Source organism: Comamonas sediminis (genome assembly GCF_041107495.1).
GTDB lineage: Bacteria > Pseudomonadota > Gammaproteobacteria > Burkholderiales > Burkholderiaceae_C > Comamonas > Comamonas sediminis.
This window is the reverse complement of sequence record NZ_JBGBDC010000001.1, coordinates 773,381-797,658: the sequence shown is the minus strand read 5'-3', so window position 1 is coordinate 797,658 and position 24,278 is coordinate 773,381. Positions and strand designations below refer to the sequence as shown.

The 24,278-nt window shown below is 67.0% G+C and carries 22 protein-coding genes; 17 read left to right on the top strand and 5 right to left on the bottom strand.

What is annotated here, in order from left to right; translation table 11 throughout:
- Nucleotides 1–122: 122 nt before the first annotated feature.
- From AB7A72_RS03545 to AB7A72_RS03535, 3 genes are all read right to left on the bottom strand, one after another.
- A complete protein-coding gene (locus tag AB7A72_RS03545; RefSeq protein ID WP_369459015.1) occupies nt 123–491 on the bottom strand; it encodes a VOC family protein in 369 nt (122 codons plus the stop codon).
- Nucleotides 492–672: 181 nt separating this feature from the next.
- Complete coding sequence (locus AB7A72_RS03540) at nt 673–1,305, bottom strand: LysE family translocator (RefSeq protein WP_369459014.1); 633 nt, start codon at nt 1,303–1,305, stop codon at nt 673–675.
- Nucleotides 1,306–1,391: 86 nt separating this feature from the next.
- A complete protein-coding gene (locus tag AB7A72_RS03535) occupies nt 1,392–2,246 on the bottom strand; it encodes a helix-turn-helix transcriptional regulator (RefSeq protein WP_369459013.1) in 855 nt (284 codons plus the stop codon).
- A 305-nt stretch (nt 2,247–2,551) separates the two neighbouring features.
- Here AB7A72_RS03535 and AB7A72_RS03530 point away from each other — a divergent pair, with 305 nt between their 5' ends.
- The 7 genes from AB7A72_RS03530 to AB7A72_RS03500 all read left to right on the top strand — a co-directional run bounded on the left by AB7A72_RS03530 (nt 2,552) and on the right by AB7A72_RS03500 (nt 10,429).
- Nucleotides 2,552–4,912, top strand: a complete 2,361-nt coding sequence (locus AB7A72_RS03530) for a catecholate siderophore receptor Fiu (protein ID WP_369459012.1) — start codon at nt 2,552–2,554, stop codon at nt 4,910–4,912.
- 61 nt (nt 4,913–4,973) lie between these two features.
- Nucleotides 4,974–5,654, top strand: coding sequence for a Fe2+-dependent dioxygenase (locus tag AB7A72_RS03525; RefSeq protein WP_239811041.1), 681 nt, complete (start codon nt 4,974–4,976; stop codon nt 5,652–5,654).
- 146 nt (nt 5,655–5,800) lie between these two features.
- Entirely contained in the window at nt 5,801–6,448 is a 648-nt protein-coding gene (locus tag AB7A72_RS03520; protein WP_312834120.1) for a PepSY-associated TM helix domain-containing protein, read from the top strand.
- Nucleotides 6,449–6,485: 37 nt separating this feature from the next.
- Nucleotides 6,486–7,007 (top strand): DUF2271 domain-containing protein, encoded by a 522-nt coding sequence (locus AB7A72_RS03515; protein ID WP_312410547.1) that lies wholly within the window; start codon nt 6,486–6,488, stop codon nt 7,005–7,007.
- Nucleotides 7,008–7,040: 33 nt separating this feature from the next.
- Nucleotides 7,041–7,841 (top strand): DUF4198 domain-containing protein, encoded by an 801-nt coding sequence (locus AB7A72_RS03510; RefSeq protein WP_369459011.1) that lies wholly within the window; start codon nt 7,041–7,043, stop codon nt 7,839–7,841.
- 201 nt (nt 7,842–8,042) lie between these two features.
- On the top strand, nt 8,043–9,047 hold the full coding sequence (locus tag AB7A72_RS03505) for an FAD:protein FMN transferase (RefSeq protein WP_407064950.1): 1,005 nt from the start codon (nt 8,043–8,045) through the stop codon (nt 9,045–9,047).
- Nucleotides 9,047–10,429 carry a sulfite reductase subunit alpha gene (locus AB7A72_RS03500; protein WP_369459009.1) on the top strand — a complete coding sequence of 461 codons (1,383 nt, stop codon included), beginning with the start codon at nt 9,047–9,049 and terminating at the stop codon, nt 10,427–10,429. The genes AB7A72_RS03505 and AB7A72_RS03500 overlap by 1 nt, the downstream gene beginning before the upstream one ends.
- Nucleotides 10,430–10,450: 21 nt before the next feature.
- Here AB7A72_RS03500 and AB7A72_RS03495 read toward each other — a convergent pair whose 3' ends face one another.
- Both AB7A72_RS03495 and AB7A72_RS03490 read right to left on the bottom strand, forming a co-directional pair.
- Nucleotides 10,451–11,239: a VOC family protein gene (locus AB7A72_RS03495; RefSeq protein WP_312410539.1), complete on the bottom strand. Its 789-nt coding sequence runs from the start codon at nt 11,237–11,239 to the stop codon at nt 10,451–10,453.
- Nucleotides 11,240–11,276: 37 nt separating this feature from the next.
- The gene (locus AB7A72_RS03490; RefSeq protein ID WP_312410536.1) at nt 11,277–11,843 is read right to left on the bottom strand and encodes an OsmC family protein; all 567 of its coding nucleotides are present in this window, start codon (nt 11,841–11,843) and stop codon (nt 11,277–11,279) included.
- Nucleotides 11,844–12,208: 365 nt separating this feature from the next.
- Between AB7A72_RS03490 and AB7A72_RS03485 the strand changes: the two genes are divergently transcribed.
- The 10 genes from AB7A72_RS03485 to AB7A72_RS03440 all read left to right on the top strand — a co-directional run bounded on the left by AB7A72_RS03485 (nt 12,209) and on the right by AB7A72_RS03440 (nt 24,256).
- Nucleotides 12,209–13,873, top strand: a complete 1,665-nt coding sequence (locus AB7A72_RS03485; RefSeq protein ID WP_373448800.1) for a TIGR04028 family ABC transporter substrate-binding protein — start codon at nt 12,209–12,211, stop codon at nt 13,871–13,873.
- A gap of 34 nt (nt 13,874–13,907) precedes the next feature.
- Nucleotides 13,908–14,852: an ABC transporter permease gene (locus AB7A72_RS03480; RefSeq protein ID WP_369459008.1), complete on the top strand. Its 945-nt coding sequence runs from the start codon at nt 13,908–13,910 to the stop codon at nt 14,850–14,852.
- Nucleotides 14,853–14,854: 2 nt separating this feature from the next.
- Nucleotides 14,855–15,814, top strand: coding sequence for an ABC transporter permease (locus AB7A72_RS03475; protein ID WP_369459007.1), 960 nt, complete (start codon nt 14,855–14,857; stop codon nt 15,812–15,814).
- Nucleotides 15,811–17,454 carry a dipeptide ABC transporter ATP-binding protein gene (locus AB7A72_RS03470; protein WP_369459006.1) on the top strand — a complete coding sequence of 548 codons (1,644 nt, stop codon included), beginning with the start codon at nt 15,811–15,813 and terminating at the stop codon, nt 17,452–17,454. Before AB7A72_RS03475 ends, AB7A72_RS03470 begins: the two co-directional genes overlap by 4 nt.
- A complete protein-coding gene (locus AB7A72_RS03465; protein WP_369459005.1) occupies nt 17,420–18,520 on the top strand; it encodes a putative FMN-dependent luciferase-like monooxygenase in 1,101 nt (366 codons plus the stop codon). Before AB7A72_RS03470 ends, AB7A72_RS03465 begins: the two co-directional genes overlap by 35 nt.
- Nucleotides 18,521–18,541: 21 nt before the next feature.
- A complete protein-coding gene (locus tag AB7A72_RS03460) occupies nt 18,542–19,210 on the top strand; it encodes a CMD domain protein (protein ID WP_239812643.1) in 669 nt (222 codons plus the stop codon).
- Nucleotides 19,207–19,818 (top strand): alkylhydroperoxidase domain protein, encoded by a 612-nt coding sequence (locus AB7A72_RS03455; protein ID WP_313331121.1) that lies wholly within the window; start codon nt 19,207–19,209, stop codon nt 19,816–19,818. The genes AB7A72_RS03460 and AB7A72_RS03455 overlap by 4 nt, the downstream gene beginning before the upstream one ends.
- Before the next feature lie 212 nt (nt 19,819–20,030).
- Entirely contained in the window at nt 20,031–22,184 is a 2,154-nt protein-coding gene (locus tag AB7A72_RS03450) for a tripartite tricarboxylate transporter substrate-binding protein (protein ID WP_369459003.1), read from the top strand.
- Nucleotides 22,185–22,364: 180 nt separating this feature from the next.
- Nucleotides 22,365–23,453: an acyl-CoA dehydrogenase family protein gene (locus tag AB7A72_RS03445; RefSeq protein WP_369459002.1), complete on the top strand. Its 1,089-nt coding sequence runs from the start codon at nt 22,365–22,367 to the stop codon at nt 23,451–23,453.
- A complete protein-coding gene (locus tag AB7A72_RS03440) occupies nt 23,450–24,256 on the top strand; it encodes an ABC transporter ATP-binding protein (RefSeq protein WP_369459001.1) in 807 nt (268 codons plus the stop codon). The genes AB7A72_RS03445 and AB7A72_RS03440 overlap by 4 nt, the downstream gene beginning before the upstream one ends.
- Nucleotides 24,257–24,278: the final 22 nt, after the last annotated feature.

The following is a 24,278-nucleotide window of genomic DNA, read 5'->3' as shown; positions in this document are numbered from 1 at the left end:
ACCACGGTGCTGCGTTAGGGCGCGTCTGTATCGAGGAGCGCGTCATCCAGGCTGAGGCCACGCCCTGCAGCGCTGCACTCCGCAACCCTGCTGCCCGCAGCCTCAAGATGCCAGTGCGATGGCTAGGGCGCCGGCTGGTGGCAAACCGCTTCGATGTTGTTGCCGTCCGGGTCCAGCACAAAGGCTGCGTAGTAATGGGGATGGTAATGGGGGCGCAGGCCCGGAGCGCCGTTGTCACGTCCGCCGGCCGCCATCGCCGCCGCATAAAAGGCATCCACCTGCGCGCGCGTGGGGGCGCTGATGGCGATATGAAGGCGAGCGGGTTTGTCGGTGGATTCCGAGATCCACAGCGAGGGCTTGCCATCGCGGCCCAAACCCAGGCTGCCAGGGCCTTCCATTGCGAGCGAGACCCCCAGCGGCTCCAGCGCCTGGAGAAAAAAACGCTTGCTTGCGGCGATGTTGGAGACGCCGATGCCCAGATGATCAAACATATGTGCTCCTGGTGATGTGCAGGGCAGCATTGCCTTGCCATTGCGCGAGCATACCCAATGCACGTTGAGCGCTGCTTTCAAATCCCCCATCCAGCCGTGTTTTGCAGAGGTGCAGACACGAAAAAAATACTGCGCGAAATTGTCAGGCACAGAGGACGGCAACCCCGTCGATTCGCAGGCCTCAACGCAGCCACATTGCTGCGATCACCCCCAGGGCCAGTGCGATCAGCAGCCCACCCGAGATGCGCTCCAGCCACGGCAATGCCCGCGCAAAGCGCCGCAGCACGGCGGGGTTGCCGATGAGTGCGGCAATCAGCAGATCCCAGAGCAGCACGATGCTGAACATCCAGCTGCCGTACACCAGCTTCCAGCCCACGCTGGCATGCGGGCCCGTCAGCATGGCCGCCAGGCTGGCATAGAACAGCGCGTTCTTGGGGTTGAGAATGCCCGAGAGAAAACCCATGCCGGCGGCGCGGCGCCAACTGGTGCGGGCTGCGGCCGCCTGGCCCGGGCTGGCTGCAACGCCCAGCGCGCTTTTGCCCGCATGGCGGATAAACAGCAGGCCCAGGTAGAGCAGGTAACCGCAACCGGCCAGCTGCAGCGCGATGAACAGCCGGCTGCCCGGCTGGAGCACGGCGACACCGGCAAAGGCGGTGACGATAAATACGCCATTGGCCAGCGCGATACCAAGGCAGGCCGCGCCAGCGCTGCGCCAACCGCTGGCCAGCGAGGTGCGGGCGATCAGAAAGAAATCAGGACCGGGGGACAGCAGCGCCAGAAAATGGGCGGCGGCGATCAGCAGAAACTGTTGCATGCAAAGAGACCAGGCGGGGGATGGCCTTGCATGGTGGCGGCTGCCGCATGCCTTGTATTGAACGAAATTGCAGCGGCTGCTATGGGCTACGACTCATGCGTCTTGCGAAAGCAGCCTGGCGTGACGCCGGTATGCGCCTTGAACACCCGCTGAAAATGCGCCTGGTCGGCAAAGCCCAACTGCAGCGCCACTGCGGCTATGCCGTCTTGCCCACGCAGCAGCTGCTTGGCCAGGTTGATACGCTGGTTCAGCTGCCAGGCATGGGGCGCCAGGCCCGTCAGCTTGCGAAAGGCGCGGATGGTCTGGTAGCGGCTCATGCCCGCCAGGTCGGCCAGCTGGGTCAGTGGCACGTTGGCGCAGGGGCGGGCGCGCAGGCAGTCCAGCGCCGGTCGGATGCGCTGCGCCAACTGCGATGGCAGATCGGGGGCGTGGATGTGCAGGCCTTGCTGGGTGTCGAGGTCGCCGATGAACTCGACCAGGCTGGCTTCCTTGTCGGCCGCGTCGGCTTGGGAGAACAGCTGGGCATTGAGCTGGCAGAAGCGCCGGTAGCGGGCAGGGTCCTCGACGATGCGCACCGGCTCGTTGGCCATCGCAGCCGGGTCCGCATATTCCGCACGCAGCGCTTGCAGCCAGCCGGCATCCAGGTGCAGCATCTGGTAGCTCCAGGCGCTATCGGGCGCCGGGTTGCAGGCATGCACGCGCTCGGCCGGCACAAAGACCAGGGCGCCGGGTGACAGCCGGACCGGGCCGGCCTCTGCGCCGGTGAAGACGCTGTGGCCGCCATCGACCGCGCCGATGGAAAAGCTCGGGTGGTGGTGCGGCTTGTAGCAGGCCCGGCTCTGGCTGGCGCGGCGGCTTTCCACAAAGGGCAGGGCCGGGTCGCACCAGAACGCCTGGGCCGGCTGGCTGGTGGACGTCGTGATGGGCGTTGGGGCAGGCATGCGATGGCTTTGACAGGGTTGGGGCTGAGCCCGCCGGCGATTCTCGCATGGCAGCGACCGGCCCATTACCCACTCGCCCGGCCCCGTGCAATGGAACGGCTGGCGTCGCCCGCAGCGATGCCGGGTCAGCCGCCTGTTGCCACTTCGCGACAGAAGCCCAGGTTTGGCGAAAGCTAAGTGAAATTAATAACGAGAATCGTTATCATTGCGAGTTAGCGCTTGCTCATGCTCTGCGGTTTGGACGGTTTTTTGCCCTCCAAGGCGATGAATCTGCAAGCGTTTTCTTTACTCTGCTTTCCTCGTTTATGACACAACAAACCTATATCAAAAGTCGCAAACATGGTGCTGCCGCTCCCGCCCCCAAGGCCGGCCTGGTGGCAGCGACTGCCATCGCGGTACTGGGCATGCCGGCTTTGGCGCAGAACGCACCCGCACCGACGGTCACGCTGAAAGAAGTGACGGTGGAGGCACCGCGCGAAACCGGCTATGAGCCCAGCCAGCTGTCCTCGCCCAAGTTCACCCAGCCCCTGGTCAACACCACGCAGACGATCTCCGTGGTCAAGGAGCAGGTGATGAAGGAGCAGGGCGCCACCACCTTGACCGAAGCACTGCGCAATGTGCCCGGTGTGGGCACTTTCTACGCGGGCGAGAACGGCAACACCAGCACGGGCGATGCCATCTACATGCGCGGCTTTGACACGTCCAGCAGCATCTATGTGGACGGTGTGCGCGATGTGGGCGCGCTGTCGCGCGATGTGTTCAACACCGACCAGGTGGAAGTGACCAAGGGCCCCGCCGGCACCGATTACGGCCGCAGCGCGCCCACCGGCGCAATCAACATGGTCACCAAGCAGCCCAACATGACCGACAGCTTTGGCGGATCGCTGGGCTTTGGCAGTGGCAGCTACAAGCGCACCACCATCGATCTGAACCGCAGCCTGAGCCACGACAACGGCACGGCATTCCGCCTCAATGCCATGGTGCAGGATGCCGGTGTGGCCGGCCGCGACCAGGTCAAGAACGACCGCTGGGGCCTGGCGCCGTCGTTTGCCTTTGGTCTGAACACCGACACGCGCGTGTTCCTGAACCTGCTGCATGTCAAGCAAAGCAATGTGCCCGATGGCGGTGTGCTGACCCTGGGCCTGCCCGGCTACAGTGCGCCCGACCGCAGCAACTACCCCGGCTACCGCAGCTTTCTGAACAGCGCATCGCGCGTGGATTCGAGCAATTTCTATGGCACGGCCTCGGACCACGACGATGTGACCGCCGACATGGCCACCTTGCGCCTGGAGCACGACATTGCGCCCGGCACCACGGTGCGCAACACCACACGCTGGGGCCAGACCAAGCAGAACTACCTGCTGTCGGCCTTCATGGCTACCGGTTATTCGCAGAACGCCACCACGGGCGCCTGGATGCCAGGCTCCTTGCTGACGCCCAATCCGGCCGACCCTTCCACCTGGACGATGTCGCGCAACATCAATACCAAGGACCAGGTCAACCGCATCCTGACCAACCAGACCAATTTGACCACCGCTTTTGCGACCGGCTCCATCAAGCACAGTCTGAGCACTGGCCTGGAACTGACGCGCGAAGAGCAGACCAACTACGGCCTGGCGACGACGGGCGTGGTGCCCACGGTCAGCATCTACCACCCGGACTCCAGCGTGTCGCTGCCGAGCTATGCCCGCAACGGTGCAGACAGCAAGGGCACGACCGATACCGTCGCGCTGTATGCCTTTGACACCCTGCAGTTCAATGACCAGTGGCAGGCCAACATGGGCCTGCGCTGGGACCACTACAAGACCAAGTACAACGCGATGGCCGTCTGTACGGCGACATCCACCACCCAGCCTTGCGGCACCAACCCGGCTGGCACCGTGGTGCCCACGACCTCGGATGGCTTGCAGGCCTCGGGCAATCTGGTGAGCTGGAAGGCCGGTCTGCTGTACAAGCCGGCACCCAACGGCAGCGTCTACGTGAACTATGCGCTGTCGCAGCAACCACCGGGCGGCAGCAACTTTGCGCTGTCTGCGGCAGCCAATAACGCTGGCAACCCCAACATGGCACCGCAAAAGGCCAAGACGGCCGAAGTGGGCACCAAGTGGGAGCTGATGGACAAGCGGGTGCTGCTGACCGGTGCGCTGTTCCGTACCGAGATCACCAACGAAATCGTGACCGACTCGGACGGCACCATCAGCCAGACCGGCAAGAAGACGGTGCAAGGCCTGGAGCTGGGCGCCACCGGCCAGATCACCCCCGCCTGGGGCGTGACTGCGGGCTACACCATCCAGAACACCAAGGTGGACACGGGCGCCAACGTGGCGCAGGACGGCTCCAGCGGGCTGACGTACACGCCCAAGAACGCGCTGTCGCTGTGGAGCAGCTACCAGTTCTCCTCGGGCCTGGCGGTGGGCGGCGGCGCGCGCTACGCCAGCGGCCTCAAGCGCGGCACCGATGGCGCCGTGGGCACGCCCAACTTCACCGAGTCCTACTGGGTGTTTGACGCACTGGCCAGCTACCGCATCAACAAGAACGTAGATATCCAGCTGAATGTCTACAACCTGTTCAACAAGCGCTATGTGGCGGCCATCAACAAGAGCGGCTACCGCTACTTCCCCGGCATTCCACGCTCGGCGCGCGTGACGGCGAACTTTAGTTTCTAATCCTTGGTTGAAAGCCAGCCCCGCGTCTGCCGGGGCTTTTTTTCATGGAGGAGATCAAGCGATGATGCTGCACATTCCCAATGTACTCACGCGCGACGAGGTCGCCGCCATGCGCGCGGCCATCGATGCGGCCGACTGGATAGACGGCCGTGCCACCGTTGGCAGCCAGGGCGCGCAGGTCAAGCGCAACCGCCAACTGCCCGAGACTTCGCCCGTGGCGCTGGAGCAGGGCCGCATCATCCAGCGTGCGCTGGCGGCCAATACGCTGTTTTTCCAGGCCGCACTGCCGGCCCGCACGATGGCGCCACTGTTCAACCGCTATGCCGAATCCGAAACCTATGGCCTGCATGTGGACGGCGCCGCGCGGCGCGAGGCCGGCGTGGCCCAGTGGCTGCGCACCGATGTGTCGTCGACCTTGTTCCTGTCCGACCCCGAGGACTATGACGGTGGCGAGCTGGTGGTGGTCGATACCTATGGCATGCACGAGGTGAAACTGCCTGCGGGCGACCTGATCCTCTACCCCTCGTCCAGCCTGCACCGGGTCGAGCCGGTGACCCGGGGCGAGCGGGTCAGCTCCTTCTTCTGGACCCAGAGCCTGGTGCGGGACGATGCCCGGCGCGCGATGCTGTTTGAGCTGGACCAGAGCATTCAGCGGCTGCGCAGCCAGCTGGGCGAAACGGAAGACACCGTCTCCCTCACCGGCCATTACCACAACCTGTTGCGCATGTGGGCGGAGACCTGAGGCCTGCGATCCAAGCTCTGCCCATGTCTCCGCTGGTAAATTATTTGAAAATGAGAGTCATTAGCATTTATTTTCCTTAAAATCGCTGCTTTCCACCTGCCCGGTCCCGCCTCCCGTTCCGGAGCCCTCCACCTGCTTGCCTCCGCATGAAAGCCAACGCGTCTTCCTCTTCGCAGCGGGCCTACTGGCTCAAAACCTTGCATGAATGGCACTGGGTCAGCTCCGCCATCTGCCTGGTGGGCATGCTGCTGTTTGCGGTGACGGGCTTTACGCTCAACCATGCTGGCCAGATTGAGGCCAAGCCCGCCGTGGTGCTGCGCGAAGCAACCTTGCCCGTGCCACTGCTGCAGGGCCTGCAACAGGCAGCCGCAAGCCATAAGCAAGCCGCAGACGCAGCCCAGGCGCTGCCGGACGATGTGCAGCGCTGGCTGCGCACGGAGCTGGGTGCCGACACGCGCCAGCGTGCGGTGGAATGGAATGACGACGAAGTCTATGTGGCGATGCCCCGGCCCGGCGGCGATGCCTGGGTGCGCGTTGCGCTGAGCGACGGGCAAGCCGAGCATGAATCGACCGACCGGGGCTGGATCTCCTATTTCAACGATTTGCACAAGGGCCGCCATGCGGGCCTGGCCTGGACCTGGTTCATCGATATCTTTGCCGGCGCCTGCCTGGTGTTCTGCATCACCGGTCTGTTCATTCTGCAGATGCATGCCGGCCGCCGCCCGATGACCTGGCCCATGGTGGGCCTGGGCCTGCTGGTCCCTGCGCTGCTCGCGCTGCTGCTGGTGCACTGAGCGCGCGGCCACCGTCTTTTTATTCCGAGGAGAACACATGACTAGCACTGTTTCGCGTTTCACCGTGGCCTTGACGGCGGTGGCCGGGCTGCCGGCCGTCGCCGGTGGGCTGAATGTCGGCGTCGAGCTGCCACGCCTGGAGGTGGCCGAATACCACCGTCCCTATGTCGCCGTCTGGCTGGAGCGCGCCGACGGCAGCGTGGCCGCCAATCTGTCGGTCTGGTATGAGCTGAAAAAGCGCGATGCCGAAGGCGCGAAATGGCTCAAGGACATGCGCCAGTGGTGGCGCCGCAGTGGCCGCGAGTTGAGTGTGCCCATCGATGGCGTGACCCAGCCCACCAAGCCGGCAGGCAAGCATGCACTGTCGTTCTCCGAAGGCAGCAACCCGCTGCCCAAGTTGGAGCCGGGCCAGTACAAGCTGCAGATCGAGGCCGCACGCGAAGTCGGTGGCCGCGAGCTGGTGAGCATTCCGTTTGAATGGCCCGCCAAGCAGGCCACCAGCCTGTCTGCGCAGGGCAAGACGGAGCTGGGCGAGATCAAGCTCGAACTCAAGCCCTGATCCAACACACCCCTATTTTTGAGGAGAGTCACCATGTTTTCTGCCACCCGTATTGCCGCCGCGCTGGCGCTGGGCTGTGCCGCCATTGGCGCCCAGGCCCACAGCGTCTGGATGAAGCCTTCGAGCACCGTGCTGTCCAAGGCGGACTGGGTCACGGTCGATGCCGCCGTGTCCAATGACATGTTCTTCTTCAACCACCGCCCGCTGGGCCTGGACAAGCTGGTGATCACGGCGCCCGATGGCAGCACGGTGGAGCCCAAGAATGCCCACAAGGGCGAGCTGCGCAGCGTCTTTGACCTCAAGCCCGAGCAAGCCGGCACCTACCAGCTGGCCATCGTCAACAGCGGCGTCATGGGCTCCTACAAGGATGCCGCCGGCCAGATGAAGCGCCTGCGCGGCAGCGCCGAAGAGATCGCCAAGCAGATCCCCGCCGATGCCAAGGAAGTGCGCGTGGCAGAAAGCATCAGCCGGATCGAGACCTTTGTGACCATGGGCAAGCCCAGCCCGCTGCGCTTGAGCGGCAAGGGCCTGGAGCTGGTGCCCGTTACCCACCCCAATGACCTGGTGGCGGGCGAAGAAGCCACCTTTGCCTTCCACGTCGATGGCAAGCCTGCTGCCGACGTTGAAGTGGTACTGGTGCCCGACGGCAAGCGCTACCGCGATGCCGTCAACGAGATCAAGCTCAAGACCGATGCCCAGGGCCAGGTCAAGGTCAAGTTCCCCACCGCTGGCATGTACTGGCTGGATGCCGACGTCAAGGACGACAAGACCTCGAACCCCATCGCCAAGGAACGCCGCCTGGCCTATGTCGCCACGTTGGAAGTGCTGCCTTGATGCACCGCAGGCTGTGACGGCAGAACGCACCCACGCCAGACTGATCGCGGAGCCGCTGTGAGCACGGCGCCGCGCATCCACTATGGCGCCGGCATCTGGCAAATCCCCCAGGCCCAGGCCCGGGGAGAAAGCCTGGCGGCCCCGGCAGGCTCTGCGCTGACCGGCGGCTCCTTTGCATCCCCCGCCTGGAAGGCGCCGGCGATGCACCTTGCGCAGGACGGCAGCCTGCACAGCCTGCAGGGCGCGACGATGGGCACCACCTGGTCACTGCGCCTGGCCAACCCGGACTACGCCCCGCTGGCGCCTGTACGGGCACTGGTGCAGCACACGCTCGATGCCGTCATCGCGCAGATGAGCAACTGGGAGGTGGACTCCTGCGTCTCGCGCTTCAACGCCGCCGATGCAGGCAGCTGGCACGCGCTTCCCCCCGAGCTGGCACAGGTGCTGGATGCGGCCCTCCACTGGGCCCGCGCCTGCGATGGCGCCTATGACCCGACGGTGGGCGCGCTGGTGTCGCTCTGGGGCTTTGGCCCGCGTGCAAACCCGCAGGCGCCCCACAGCGGCCAGCCGCCTGCACAGGCCGATATCGACCGTGCGCTGCAGGTCTGCGGCCACCAGCGCCTGCAGTGGCAGCCGCAGCAGTGGCTGCCACAGCAGCGGCGTTTGCTGCAGCCCGGTGGCCTGCAGCTGGATTTGAGCGGCATCGCCAAGGGCTATGCAGTGGACTGGGTCGCAGAGCGCCTGCGCGCGGCCGGCTGGCCGCATGCGCTGCTGGAGATTGGCGGAGAGATCCGGGCCTGTGGACACAAGCCCGGCGGCCAGCCTTGGCGGGTAGCGGTGGCAGGTGTTGCCGGTGATGAGCCGCTCGTGGTGCCGCTGGGCGATGGCGCGCTGGCCAGCTCGGGCGACCACTGGCATGTGTTCATGCACGGTGGCAAGCGTTTTTCACACAGCCTGGACCCGCGCAGCGGCCAGCCCGTGGCCCACGCGCTGACCAGCGTCACCGTCTACCACCGCGAATGCATGCATGCCGATGCGCTGGCCACCGTACTCACGGTGCTGGGGCCCGAGGAGGGTTGGCAGTTTGCGCTGCAGCACCAGGTAGCGGCGGTGTTCCACACCCATCCCGATGCCGGGCAGCCGCAAGGCCTGCGCCGCAGCACGCCGGCCTGGGCGCAGCGTTTTGCAGGCAGCATGAAGCCATGATGGATTGGATAGCAAGCCCTGCGCGGATCGCAGGCGCAGCAGGCCTGGTGGCGGGGTATGCGCTGCTGTGCTCCGGTGTGGCAGCACGCCTGTGGCGCCAGCGCCGGGCCGAGCGCCAGGAGCAGCTCGCGCTGCAAGCGGGCAGCCAGCAGGGTGCGCCGGTGCTGGTGGCCTATGCCAGCCAGACAGGCAGGGCCGAGGCCCTGGCGCATGAGACCGCACGGGTGCTGCATGCGGGCGGCTGCGCGGTGCAGCTGCGGCCGGTGCAGGCGCTGCGGCTGGCCGACTTGCAGGCCTGCACGCAGAGCCTGTGGCTGCTGTCGACCACCGGCGAGGGCGATGCGCCCGACGATGCGCTGCCATTTGTGCGCCAGGTGCTGGAGCAGGCGCAGCCGCTGCCCGGGCACAGCGCCCAGGTGCTGGCGCTGGGCGACAGCGAATACGCGGCCTTCTGCGCCTTTGGTCTGCGCGTGCAGCAGTGGCTGCAACAGCAGGGCGCCAAGGCCGATGTGCTGTGCATGGACAACGGCGATGAGGCCAGCTTGATGGCCTGGCAGGGCCAGACGGCCGAGTTGCTGCAGACCCTGACCGGCCAGGCTGGTGAGGGCTGGCGCCAGCCGGAGCCCGCCCAGCCCTGGGTGCTGCGCCGCCGCCAGTTGCTGAACCCCGGCAGCCAGGGCAGCCCCGTGTACCTGCTCGACTGGCAGCCGCAGTCCGGCGCGTTGCCGCTGTGGGAATCAGGCGACCTGGTATCGCTGGCGGTGCCGGCCGATCCGCAGCGCAGCCGGGATTACTCGATTGCGTCGGTGCCCGAGGACGGCCAGCTGCAATTGCTGGTGCGCCAAAGCACGCGTGCCGATGGCACACCGGGCCTGGCATCGGGCTGGTTGTGCGAGGGCATGGCTGTGGGCGACATGTTGCCGATGCGGCTGCGTGCGCACAGCGGTTTTAGATTGGGTGACAACGCCGAGCGCCCTTTGCTGCTGATCGGCAATGGCACCGGCTTGGCGGGCCTGTGCAGCCATATCCGCGCCCGCGTGGCCAAAGGCCGTGCGGACCAATGGCTGGTATTTGGCGAGCGCCATCCTGACCAGGATGCGCTGCTGGATGCGCAACTGCAGCAATGGCTGGCCGCTGGTCAGCTGGAGCGTCTGGACCGTGCCTGGTCCCGCGATGCGACCGACCCTTGCTATGTGCAGCAGCTGCTGGAGCGCCAGGCGCAGCGGCTGCAGGGCTGGGTCGCGCGCGGCGCTGCGATCTATGTCTGCGGCAGCCAGCAGGGCATGGCGCAAGGCGTCGATGCAGTGCTGCGCCAGGTGCTGGGCGCCCCCGCGGTGGATGCGTTGGCGCTGGCCGGGCGCTACCGCCGGGATGTGTACTGAGGCCTGGCCGGGCCAGAAAGCCTAGGCGGTGGCCAGGCTGCTGTCGGCCTTGCTCGTCAGCTCCGCCTTCGCAAACGCAATCGGCGCACCATGCGAGAGCTTGGCAGAGGCCTGGTCCCAGGTACCAGCACCCTGGAGCACAATCGCCAACGGGCCTTCGCCCTTGCTTTGCAACTGCGGCGCCGTCTGCGTCAGCTCCAGCACGCTGTTGCCCAGTGCAATGGTGGCACTGTTGCCGCCGTCGGCGGCATGGATATGTGCCTTGTCGCCCAGCAGTGCGCGGTAGCGCTCCAGGCTTTGCAGCAGGTCGCTGACGGCCACCGTCAGGCGTGCCACACCGGTGGCACCGTTGGCATGCTGGCGCACTTCGCCCTCAGGTACGCGCAGCTTGCGCGGCGTGATATCCCCGCAGAGGAAGGGCAGGTCATGCGTGTGCGGGCGGCCGGTCTGCCATTGCAGGCGTTCGCCATCGGGGCGCAGGCGGCCGCCATCCAGCGGGCCTTGCAGGTCCAGGCCGCGCGCCTTGGCCGCAGCAATCACCTCAGCGGTGCTGGGGGGCAGCAGCGCAAAGTCGATGATGCCTTCGCCATGCTGGTCCAGCAGCTGCCACCAGCGGTCTTGCGGTGCCGGGCTGCGCCAGGCGATCAGCTCGAAATAGGCGCCATCCTCAAACACCACCAGCGCATTGTGGGTGGGGCGGCCGGGGTGTTCGCCGCCGCGTACGACGGTAAAGCCCAGTGCAGCGTAGTCGTCAATGGTTTTGTCGAGGTCGTGGACCGCGATCACGATGTGGTCAAGTGTCAGTGCCATGGGATAGTTCCGTAAAAAAAGGAGGGAGGGACAGGTGTCAGGCCGCCTGTTTGTGCGTCTGGGCCAGCGAATTGCTGAGCTCGACGCTCGCGCGGATGGTCTGCGGCTGGCGCAGCAGGTTCAGGATCGGGCAGGTCCGCTCCACGGCGGCAAACAGCGCATCGATGTCGGCACGCGGCGCGGGCGAATCGATATGCACGGTGTAGGCAATGTCGTGTGGCCAGATGGGCGTGGCCTCGTGGCCGGGCTTGCCGGCGCGCGGGTCGATCACGCCGCTCACCTCCACGTCCAGGCTGGTCAGCGGCACCTGTTGGGCGGCGGCCTGGATCAGAAAGATATGGGTGACGCAGCTGCCCAGCACACCCAGCTGCAGCTCGGGCGAGCTGGGGCCCAGGTTGTAGCCGGCAAAGCTCGGCGGGCTGTCGCTGATGACCTGGTGCTCGCGGATACGGATGCGGCGCACGCCGCTGCGCCCTTCGGCGCTCACGTTGGCGCGCAGCGCCGTGGCCTGGGCGGTGCCGGCATCGATCTGGGCATCGCGCGCCAATACGGCGCCGCGCTTTTCAGCCAGGTAGTCATTCAAGGTAGCAGGGCTTGCACTCATGGAGTCATTGGGAAATGTGCTGCATCGGCGGGAGGTGATGCGTGCCTACGAACGAAAACACGTTCTCAGCCCATTGTTGGCACGCATGCCCCATCCGTGAACTGCGCAGATCGCATGTGCATATGCGGCTGCCGCGCATGTGCTTATGCGCAAACCCTCTATGCGGCGCCAGGCCTGGCGGCCGCTTGCTTCCTTGGTTTGCGCATATCGATGCTCTGAAAAATACCTTCTCGCCGGCCGCCGAATGCCTAGCATGACACACCCAGATGGCGGCACTTTCTGCAAGGGTGCCGCTGCCCGGCGGCCGAGGTTGGCGTGCCGGTGCAGGCAAGGTTGCCCGTGGCTAGCGAGGGTGGTGCGTGGTGTTGAAAGCGAATAAATTCAAAAAACTGGCGGTATGGAGCGCGGCAGTGCTGGCGCTGGGCGGGCTGCTGTCGGCCTGCTCCAAGAACGAGAGTGTGGCCGAGGCCAAGGCCGACACGGGCCCGGCCAACGGCGGCGCCCTGGTGTACCTGGAGCAGCAGGCGCATACCAATCTCTACCCGCCAGCCGGTGGCTTCTACCCCAATGGCGGCGTGCTCAACCAGATCACCGACAAGCTCACCTACCAGGACCCCAAGACGCTGGAGATCCAGCCCTGGATTGCCAAGAGCTGGACCATCAACGACAGCGCCACCGAGTTCACATTCGAGCTGCGCCCGGGCGTGACTTTCTCCGATGGCACGCCGCTGGATGCGGCAGCCGTGGCCAAGAACTTTGACACCTATGGGCGCGGCAACAAGGCACTCAAGCTGCCGGTGTCCGAAGTCATCAACAACTACGAGCGCAGTGAGGTGCTGGGCCCGCTGACGGTGAAGTTCTACTTCAGCAAGCCGTCACCGGGCTTTCTCCAAGGTACCTCGGTGATCGGCTCGGGCCTGGTGGCTTTGCAGACCTTGGAGCGCCCGTTTGATGAGCTGGGCGATGCCACCAAGATCATTGGCTCGGGCCCCTTCGTGGTGGCCAGCGAAACCCTGGGCAAGGAGCTGGTGTTGTCGGCCCGCAAGGACTACAACTGGGGCCCTGCGCAGCTGGCGCACCAGGGCCGCGCGCGCCTGGATGAAGTGCGCTTTATCGTCACCCCGGAAGACAGCGTGCGCATTGGTGCGCTGCTGTCGGGCCAGGCCGGTGTGATCCGCCAGGTGCAGGCCTATGACGAAAAGCGGGTGGAGGAGCAGAAGTTCGTCATCTATGCGCCGTCCACGCGGGGGGTGAACAACAGCATTGTTTTCCGGCCCGACAACGCGCTGGTCGCCGATCTGAAAGTGCGCCAGGCGCTGCTGCATGCCACCAATACCCAGGAGGTCGTGCAGACGCTGTTCTCGCACAACTACCCGCAGGCCACCTCGGTGATTGCGTCCAGCGCGCTGGGCTATGTCAACCTGGCCAGCAAGCTGGCCTATGACCCGCAAAAGGCGCAGCAGCTGCTGGAGAGCGCAGGCTGGACACCGGGGCCGGACGGCATCCGCCAAAAGGACGGCCGCGCGCTGGCGCTGGCTGCCTATGACTCGCTGCCCCAGCCGCAGAACAAGGAAACCCTGCAACTGGTGGCCCAGCAGTGGGCCAAGGTGGGGGTCAAGCTGCAGGTGCTCAGCGGTGATGCTGGCGTGCGCATTGTCGACAACCTCGATCCGGAGAAGACGCCAGTCGCCCCCGGCATGGTGGGCCGCGCCGATCCCGATGTGATCAAGAGCAACTACTACCCGACCAACCGCAACGTGCTGCTGCAGCAAGGCGGCGTGAGCCAGAAAGTCAAGGGCTTTGTCGATCCGCAGCTCAACGGTTTGCTGGAAGCGATTGCCGCGCAGACGGACGCCCAGAAGCGCCTGGCGTTGACCGCCGAGGTGCAGAACTACCTGATCGACCAGGCTTATGTGATCCCCATTTTTGAAGAGCCGCAGGCCTTCGCCGCTGCACCCTGGGTGCGCGAAGTGGGGTTTGAGGCCGTAGGGCGCCCGAGCTTCTACAGCACCTGGCTGGCCAAGCGCTGAGGCACAGCCCTGCTGAGCGTCAAGGAGCACCTCGATGTCCTTCTATCCCTATCTGGCCCGGCGCAGTGCCCAGGCGCTGCTGGTGCTGTGGTCGGCGTTCACCGCGTCCTTCGTGCTGCTGCAGCTGCTGCCGGGCGATGCGCTGCTGATCAAGTTCCTCAGCCCCGAGCTGGGCCTGGGCCCGCAGGAGGTGGCTGATATCCGCGCCGCCTATGGCGCGGACCAGCCCGTGTGGCAGCAGTACTGGCACAGCCTGACCGGCTTTGTCAGCGGCAACTTTGGCTACTCGCTGCAGGCCGGCGTGCCGGTCAGCCACGGGCTGGCCACCAGCCTGACGCCCACCTTGCGGCTGGCCGGCCTGGGCTTTGCGCTGGCCGTGGTGCTGGCTCTGGTGCTGGCGCTGCTGGCCCAGCTGGCACCGTGGCGCTGGCTGCGCGGCGCGCTCTATGCGCTGCCCTCGGTGTTTGTTTCGGTGCCCGTGTTCTGGCTGGGCATTGTGCTGATCCAGCTGGTGTCGTTCCGCCTGGGCTGGATCCCCGTGATCAACCCCGGCAAATGGCAAGGCCTGGTGCTGCCGACGCTGACCTTGGCGATACCGATTGCCGCGCCGCTGGCGCAGATCCTGCTGCGCAATGTGGACGAGGTGCTGACCCAGCCCTTTGTGGCCGTGGCACGTGCCAAGGGCGCACCGCGCCTGTGGTTGCTGCTGCGCCATGTGGCCGGCAATGCCGCGCTGCCGATGCTGACGATGGCCGGCGTGCTATTTGGCGAGCTGCTGGGCGGCGCCGTGGTGACCGAGGCCGTCTTTGGCCTCAATGGCCTGGGCAGCTTGACCCAGCAGGCCGTTGGCAACCAGGACAGCGCCGTGCTGCAGGCGGTCGTGGTCATCTCGGCTACCGCCTTTGTGCTGATCAACCTTGCGGTGGACCTGCTCTACCCGCTGTTCGATCCGCGTTTGCGCAACCGTTTGGGAGTTTGACCATGTCTGCAAGCACTTCTTCACCCGCCGGGCTGGGCGCCCTGGCCGCCGAGCCGGGCCTGCTGACCGGGGCCCGAGCCACGGACAGCGCTGCGGTGCAGGCGCCGCAGCAGCGGCTGGCTGCGCCAGGCCTGCCTGCCCTCTTTGCCAAGGCCCTGCAACGCCTGCGTGCCGCACCGCTGGGCCTGCTGCTGGCCTGGGGCGTACTGGCGCTGGTGGCCCTGTGGGCCATCGCGCCGGGCTGGTTTACCAGCTACAACCCGGTGCTGGGCACCGCCGGCCAGCAGCTGCAGGCGCCCAGCGCCGCCCACTGGCTGGGGACGGATGCGCTGGGCCGTGACAGCTATGCGCGCCTGGTCTACGGCGCCGTGCATTCGCTCAGCGGCGCCTTTGTGGCCGTGAGCGTCGGCCTGGTACTGGGCACCCTGCTGGGCCTGGTCGCCGGCGCAGCGGGCGGCTGGGTGGAGGACGCGGTGATGCGCCTCGTCGATGTGCTGCTGTCGGTGCCCTCGTTGCTGCTGTCGCTGTCGGTGATCATCATCCTGGGCTTTGGCACCGTGAATGCGGCGCTGGCCGTCGGGATTGTCTCGGTCGCCAGCTTTGCGCGCCTGGTGCGCTCTGAAGTGGTGCGGGTGCGCCGCTCTGACTATGTGGAAGCGGCACTGGGCAGTGGCGGGCGCTTTGCGGCCGTGCTCTGGCGCCATGTGCTGCCCAATTCGCTGACCTCGGTGATCGCGCTGGCGGCACTGCAGTTTGGCTCGGCCATTCTGGCGATCTCGACGTTGGGCTTTCTCGGCTATGGTGCGCCGCCGCCGACGCCCGAATGGGGCCTGCTGATTGCCGAAGGCCGCAACTACATCTCCACCGCCTGGTGGCTGACCGCCGCGCCCGGCCTGCTGGTGGCAGCGGTGGTGCTGGCGGCCAACCATATCAGTGCCGATCTGACCCGGAGGCGCGCATGACCGGGACCACCATTCCCGTCTTGCAGGTCGAGAACCTGTCGATCGCCTACCACGACGGCCAGGCCGAGCAGCGCACCGTGCACGAGGTCACGTTCTCCATTGCCGCCGGCGAGGTGCTGGCCCTGGTGGGCGAGTCCGGCTCGGGCAAGACGACGACCGCGCAATCCATCATTGGCCTGCTGGCCGACAACGGCCGGGTACAGGGCGGCAGCATCCGCATCAACGGCACCGACGTGGCGGGCTGGTCGCAGCGCCAGCTGGAGGCACTGCGCGGCAAGGTGGTGAGCCTGATTCCGCAGGATCCGACCACCTCGCTGAACCCGGTGCGCACCGTGGGTGACCAGGTCGGCGAGATGCTGCGCCTGCATGGCTGGCGCGACAAAAAGCAGATTGCCCAGCGTGTGCTGGAGCTGCTGCAAAAAGTGGGGCTTTCGCAGCCCGAGCTGCGCGCACGCCAGTTTCCGCATGAGCTCTCGGGCGGCATGAAGCAGCGCGTGCTGATCGCCATCGCGATTGCGCTGCAGCCTGCACTGATCATTGCCGATGAGCCCACCAGCGCGCTCGATGTGACGGTGCAGCGCCGCATTCTGGATCTGATTGACGATCTGCGCCGCGAGTTTGGCACCGCCGTGCTGCTGGTGACGCATGACCTGGGCGTGGCTGCCGACCGCGCCAATCGCCTGGTCGTCCTGCAGGCCGGCCGCATCCAGGAGCAGGGGCCCACGGCCGATGTGCTGCGCAACCCGCAAAGCCGCTACACGCGCCAGCTGCTGGCCGATGCGCCATCGCTGGGTACGGCGCCGGCGCGGGCGCCACGGACGGTGGTGGCAGAGCCAGCGATTGTGGTGCAGGGCCTGGTGCATGACTTTGCAGTGGCGGGCCAGCGCGGCCTGTTCCGCGCGGTCGATGGCATCTCGTTCGAAGTGCCTCGGGGCAGCACACATGCGATCGTGGGCGAGTCCGGCTCGGGCAAGACCACGACCATCCGCGACGTGGTGGGCTTTGGCAAACCGACGGCGGGCCGCATCACGGTCGAAGGCGTCGATGTGACATCGCTGCGCGGCGAGGCGCTGCGCCAGTTCCGCAAAACGGTGCAGCTGGTCTACCAGAATCCGTTCAGCTCGCTCGATCCGCGCCAGAGCATCTACGCGATCATCGAAGAGCCGCTGCTGAACTTTGAGCGCCTGGCGCAGGCCGAGCGCGAGCGCCGCGTGCATGACATGCTGGCCCGCGTGGGCCTGCCGCCGGCGGTGCTGACGCGCCGCCCGCGCGCGCTCTCGGGCGGCCAGCGCCAGCGGGTGGCCATTGCCCGCGCGCTGATCCTGCAGCCGCGTGTGCTGGTGCTGGACGAGGCCGTGTCTGCCCTCGATGTGACCGTGCAGGCGCAGATTCTGGCACTGCTCGACCAGCTGCAGCGCGAGTTGCAGCTGACCTATCTCTTCATCTCGCACGACCTGGCCGTGGTGCGCCAGATTGCCGATACCGTCTCGGTGCTGCAGGGCGGCCGCCAGGTCGATGCCGGGCCGGTGGACGAGGTGTTCTCGCGCCCCGGCAGTGCCTATACGCGCGAGCTGATCGCTGCCATTCCCGGACAAAAACACCACCATGAACCAGAGCCCATTCCTGCACTCGCCGCCTAGAAAACGCCTGGGCTTTTTCAGCCGCCTGCTGGACCAGGCCAGCGCTGCCGAGCGCTACCGCCTGGTGACCGAGCAGATCCAGCATGCCGAGGCCCATGGCTTTGACACGGCCTGGGTGGCGCAGCACCACTTTCATGAAGCCGAAGGCGGCCTGCCTGCGCCGATGGTGTTCCTGAGCCATGTGGCGGCGCGCACGCAGCGCATCCGCCTGGGCACGGGCATCGTGACCCTGCCGATGGAGAACCCGATCCGGGTCGCCGAAGACGCGGTGGTGCTGGATCTGCTCTCAGGTGGCCGCCTGGAGTTTGGCGTGGGCACCGGTGGCACGCCCGAATCCTTTACCGCCTTTGGGCTGCGCAGCGACGACCGCGCCCGCATCTATGCGCAGCACCTGGCGGTGTTGCGCAATGCCTGGGCGGGGCTGCCATTGCCTGGCGGTGATCGCCTCTACCCTGCCGGGCCGCAGCTGTTGCCGCGCATCTGGCAGGCCACGTTCTCCGCCGCCGGGGCCGAGCGCGCCGGCCTGGCCGGTGATGGGCTGATGCTGTCGCGCACCCAGCCGCGCAGCGCCGAGGCGCCGGGTGCCAGCCTGGCCGACATCCAGAACCCCTTGATCGACACCTACCTGGCGGCGTTGCCGGCTGGCACGGCGCCGCGCATCCTGGGGTCGCGCACCCTGTTTGTGGCCGAAGACCGCCAGCGTGCGTTGCAGCTGGCCGATGTGGGCCTGCGCCGCAGCCTGGCGCGTGCCGCCGCTGCGAACCCGGGCGGCCCGGCCAGCCAATGGGGGCCGGATGCTCCGCTGGCGCAGCTGCTGGCCGCCTACGACGTGCATGTGGGTACGCCCGATGAGGTGATTGCCTTGCTGCGTGCCGATACCGCGCTGGCGCGGGTGACCGACATCTCCTTCCAGGTGCATTCGATCGACCCGCCGCATGCCGACATCCTGCGCTCGATCGCGCTGACCGCGCAGTATGTGGCGCCGGCGCTGGGCTGGTGGCGCGACGACGCGCCAGTGCCGCCCGCAACCGCCTCTGCCCCCGTGCCGGTGCCGGCACTGGCCTGATTTTTTTGGAGTGATGCACTGATGACTTCTGCATGGAACCCATCGGAGACCGATGATGTGATTGACCAGCTCGCCGGCATACAGCCGGGCAGCCACCTGGATGCCGTGCGCCGCCACCGCCTGCAGGCACGCGCGCAGGCCCAGCAAAGCTACCTGGCGCTGTTGGCGCCCCGCGCGCCGCTCAGCAGCCAGTGGCCGCTGAACGAGCGTTTGGCAGTGGCCGCCTTTGTGGCCGCTCTGCACCAGCAGCCGCAGGTGCAGCGTTTTTACCGCGATGCATTGGCCACCCAGGCGAGCCTGGCGCTGGGCAAAGCCATTGATGGCGAAGCGGCACAGGGCCTGGCCCGTGGGCCCTATGGCCAGTACCCGCAAGGCCCTTTGAGCGCCGAAGACCAGGCCGGCCCGGTCTACGCGGTGGCTGCGCAGAACCGTGCCGTGCTGGGCGAGCGCTTGTCTGCCGGCCTGGCGCATGCGCATCTGCTCGCCTTCCACCCCCGCGATGCCAAGCCCGCGCATCTGCAAGCCTTGCTGGATGCGGGCTGGAGTGCGACCGACATCGTGGTGCTGTCGCAGCTGGTGTCCTTCCTGGCCTTTCAGATCCGCGTGGTGGCGGGGCTGCGCCTGTTGCAGGCCCATCCTGCCCCATCCGCATCCGCCCCACAACCCACCGCCGAGGAGAACGCCGCATGAGCGAGCAAACCTTGCATTACCCGAACAGCACCGAACCCCAGGTCTTCACCCAGGCCCAGCTGGACTGGCTGCCCTGGATTGAACCGCTGCCGGAGGCGGAGCTGACCCCCAGGCATTTTGACGGTCTGGTGGATGCGTCACGCGCCAAGTCGCCATACTTTCGGCTGCTCGCCCGCGACCCCGACACCCTGGGTGCGCGCACCCGCACCGACAAGGACATCTTCTACAACCCCGATGGTGGCCTGCCCCGCGCCGAGCGCGAGCTGGCCGCTGCGGCCACATCCCGTCTCAACGGCTGCATTTACTGCGCCTCGGTGCATGCGCGCTTTGCGTCGCATTTCTCGCGCCGTGAAGAGGATGTGCAAAAGCTGCTGGACCAAGGCGTGCAGGCCGATCTGGGCCCCCGCTGGAACGCGATCGTTGCCGCCTCGGTGGCATTGACCGAGACGCCCCTGGCGCTGGATGCCGGCCATATCGACGGCCTGCGCCAGAACGGGCTGGACGACTATGCGATTGCCGATGCGCTGCAAGGCGCGGCCTTCTTCAACTGGGCCAACCGCCTGATGCTGAGCCTGGGTGAGCCGGCGCTGGAGACTGCGCAGGCCTGAGCCGGCCAAGCCCTGGGCGCCGGCCCGGTGCAACAGCGCGCAGGCCCCAGGGTTTTTCTGGGCGAGGCCGCTGCCGGGCGGGCGCAGAAAAAGCGGATACTTTGGCGCTGTATCCCCTTCGGTCCATGGCCTCCATGCTCCTTCCTCTGCATCTCTCGCAGCGTCTCGCCGCAGCTGCCATCGGCACCCAACGGCCCGGCCGGGGCCCCGGTATGAAAGCCCTGCAGCTTTTGCGCGCCTGGCTGGCGCTGCTGGCATGCGGCCTCGGCGTAGCCAGCGCCCAGGCTGCGCCGCCTGACTACCAGGAGCTGTATGCCCACCCCGAGCGCGCGATGCCGATGCAGCCGCACTGGCAGCTGCTGCCCGTGTCGTCGTCTGCGCCGCCCTGGGCAGAGATTTTCATGTTCCAGATCGGCACTGATCCCCGACACATCGATCGCCTGCGCTGGCTGAGCCTGAACCCGGACCCGAACACGGGGCTGGCGCCCGCGTTGTTCGATGCGCTGGAGGGGAACACGCTTTTTCTCGCGCCGTCCGCAGGCAGCTTCTGTGAGGGCCGCTGGCAGGTGGTGCGGGTGGATTCGCACAACAACTCCAAGGTGAACAACGTGCTGCAGCCCGCTACCAAGGTCTGGCTGGTGCAGCACAAGCCCAATGGCCGGCGAGAAGCAACCACCGCCTATGGGCACCTGGATGCGCAAGGCCATTGGGCCGTGCCACCGGTTACCTGCGATGGCGGCACCACGAACGGGGTGTACTCCCCCGATGCGGTCGCCTACCTGGTGCCGGGTGACGCCCAGCCCTTGCCGTCGGCGCTGCGCTTGGACCTGGTGTATGCGCAGCCGGGCCTGCGCGATGCCGGAGGCCGCTGGCTGGCGCCGGTGCCGCCCAGCGATATCACCACCGCACAGTGGATGGACTACAAAAAGCAGATCGTGACACCGGGCTCGCTCGGCGCCGGTCTGATTGATCCGCAGGGGCGCATGGTGATTCCGTTCACCTTTGGCCAACTGCCCGATGCGACGGCGCAGCGCCGCATCCAGCTGTGCAGCAATACCGGGCTGCGGCTACAGCGGGACGCCGGCACGCCCCGGGTATGCCGCTGGCAGCGCCTGCAGCGCAGCCAGGGTGGCGAGGCGCTGCGCCCCGTCCAGGACGCTGCCACCGGGCGCTGGGGTTACCAAAATGCAAAAGGCCAGTGGGTGATTGCGCCGCAGTTCCACGAGGCGCGCCGGTTTCGCCATGGCTACGCGGTGGTGTCGGCATTGTTTGCCGAGGACTGGCGGCCGCCCGGCTGGCGGGACGAGTGGCCGATGGTCCGGCAGTACTGGCGCATGGGCCGCTACTGGGTGGCCGAGGCGCTGGTGCGCAATCCATCGACCGCCGGCCAGTGGGCCATCCGCTATGGCGTGATGAACGATGCCGGCCAGTGGCTGGCGCCGCAGGCGCAGCTGCCGCTGCAGATCACCGTGCCATCACCAGCTGGTGGCCGCAATGGCCACTATGCCCGGATGGTGGCCGCCCATTTGCCGCAGCTGCTGGGCCGCCATGTCGAGATCAGGCATGTGCCCGATGCCAGCGTGGCCGACTATGAGCGGCTGGCCGCCGACGGGGGCGACCGGCAACTGCTGTTCACGGCCATGACCCTGCCGCGGGGCGGAATCCCGGGCCTGCACCAAGGGCCTGCCATCGATACCGCGCTGCGATCGCTGCTGCCGGTGACCCTGGTCGCATCGCAGCCCTTGGTGCTGGCCATCGACAGTACGCAGGCCGATGCGCTGGGCATTGGCAACACCGACGACCTGCTGGCCTATGCGCGGGCCCACCCGGGCCGGCTGCGCGTGGGCACCGGGGACGATGGCTGGATCGGCCAGTTGGCACTGGCCGAGCTGCTGGCGCGCGGCGGTGTGGACATGCAGCGCCAGGTCTTCCGCGGTATGTACCCCGACTCCGATGTGGTGACGAAGGCACATGCGGTGGAGCTCGTGCTGGCGCCCGTCAATGGCGTGGCCACGGCAGTGCGAGGTGGCCAGCTGCGGGTGCTGGGCACCACAGCGGATCCGGCCCATCCGCAAAGCCTCGATGGCGTTACCTGGCCCACCTTGGGCGCCCATGCCGCGCTGGCGGGTTTGGCGGTCTACGACCACTACATCCTCTGGGCAGCGGCCCACTCCGACCCTGCTGCCAACCGCGAACTGCAGCAGGCCGTGGCCCAGGTGCTGGCCCGGCCCGAGGTCCAGCAGCAGCTGCAGGACGTGCAGGCCGTCGGCGGGGGCGGCCCGCCTGAGAGCCTGCTGGCGCTGGAGGCGCAGATGCGCGAGCAATGGCTGCGCTGCTGTGGGAAGCACCTGCGCTCGGTCAAATAAGCCTATAAGGCAGTTGCGTTAGACTGCAGCATCCTCGCGCGGGGCCTGCCCGCGCTCCCACCATGACTTTTTGCCGGTCCGGCAACTGACCATGCGACTGATGCTTTCCATGCCCGCCCTCTGGTGGCCCGGCAATGGCTGCCATTGCGTTCATGTCAAAGGGGCCGCCGGCCTTGCATCATGCGCACCACCCCATACCCTTTGCTGACCGCGAGCGCGCGCGCCGACATCGCGCAGCGCGCCCATGCACTGGATACCCAGGCCGAGCTGGCCAGCACCGTGTTGCCGATGCTGGCCCACCATGACCTGCTGCGCATGGGCCTGCCTGCCGCGCAAGGCGGCCATGGCGGGGATGTGCGCGATGCCATGGCCGCGATCACCGAGGTCGCCAGCCTGTCGCTGACCAGCGCCTTTGTGTTCTGGAGCCAGCGCGCCTTTATCCACTACCTGCAGGCCAGCGGCAATGAGGCCGCGCGTGAGCGCTGGTGGGATGCGTTGCTGCGTGGCGATATCGCGGGCGCGGTGGGCCTCTCCAATGTCATCAAGTTTCTGTCGCGCATCGAGGCCTTGCAGGTGCAGGCCAGGCCGGTGGCGCAGGGCTGGTGCCTGGATGGCGTGCTGCCCTGGGTGTCCAACGTGCGAACCCAGGGCTTTGTGGTGGCCGCTGCGGTGCAGCCCGAAGGGGGCGGCCTGCCGATGGTGATGGCGCTGGAGAGCGGCCTGCCGGGTCTGGTGCGCTCGCCCGATCTGGACCTGCTGGGCATGCGTGCCAGCAATACTGCGGCGCTGCAGCTGAACCAGGTGACGGTGCCCGCCCAGGCGCTGCTGGCCCAGGCCGGGCCGCCGTATCTCAAAGCCGCACGGCCCGGGTTTTTGGGCATGCAGTGTGCGTTGTCGATTGGCCTGGCGCGGGCGGCGTTGCAGGCTGCCGCCCAGGATGCGGGCGCGCGTGGCCCCTTGCACAGCCGCGTGACCGAGGCGCAGACGACACTGGGCCAGGTGGAGGCAGCGCTGTTGGGCGGTGTGCTGGGTGACCGCTGGGTCGCCGATGTCAGCCCCCTGTTTGCGTTGCGCATGCGTCTGGCAGGCCTGGTGCAGCAAGCGCTGCAGCTGGAGCTGCAGGCCACCGGGGGCCGCGCCTACCTGCAGGACCGGCAGCCCGATTTTGGCCGCCGCTGGCGCGAGTCGGCCTTTATCCCCATCGTCACGCCCAGCCTGACCCAGCTGGAAGGGGAGCTGGCCCAGCATGCACCGCAGGTGGCGGTATGACGGCAAGCCTTGCACCCCGCCAAGCCTTGCAGGGACGCGGCCTGGCCTATGGCTACCAGGCAGACCGGCCGGTGTTTGCCGGCATCGACATCGATATCGACAGCCAGGAAATTGTGGCGCTGCTGGGCGGCAGTGGCTGCGGCAAATCGACCTTGCTGCGCACCCTAGCGGGCTTACAACCGCCCGATGCTGGAACGCTGCAGTTTCTGGATGCGCCCCTGCGCGCGCCGCACCCGCGTGCGGCCGTGGTGTTCCAGCAGGCCAGCCTGCTGCCCTGGCTGAATGTGCAGGACAACGTCGCCTTTGGCCTGGACTTCAAACACCAGCCCAAGGCCACGCAGCAGGCGATTGCACAGCGCGTGCAGGCCAGCATCGGCGCGGTGGGCCTGGCCGGCAAGGAGCGGCTTTTTCCGGCGCAACTGTCGGGCGGCATGGCCCAGCGTGCGGCGCTGGCCCGGGCACTGGCGCGTGAGCCGCGCCTGCTGCTGGCCGATGAGCCGTTCTCGGCGCTCGATGTGCTGACCCGCAGCGACATGCAGGCGCTGCTGGTCGAGGTGGTGCACCGCTGGCATACCGCCGCGCTGCTGGTCACCCACGATATAGACGAGGCGCTGCTGGTCGCAGACCGGGTGCTGCTGATGGGCAGCACGCCGGGTGTGCAGGCCGGTGCAGGCCGCATCGTACAGAGCTGGCGCATCGATATCGCCCACCCCCGGCGCATCGACGACGAGCGCATCGCCGCGATGCGGCTGGAGATTTTGCATGCGCTGCAAAGCCTGCGCGGCCAGGCGGCTGCCGTTTGACGCGTTGACAGACACCCCTTGA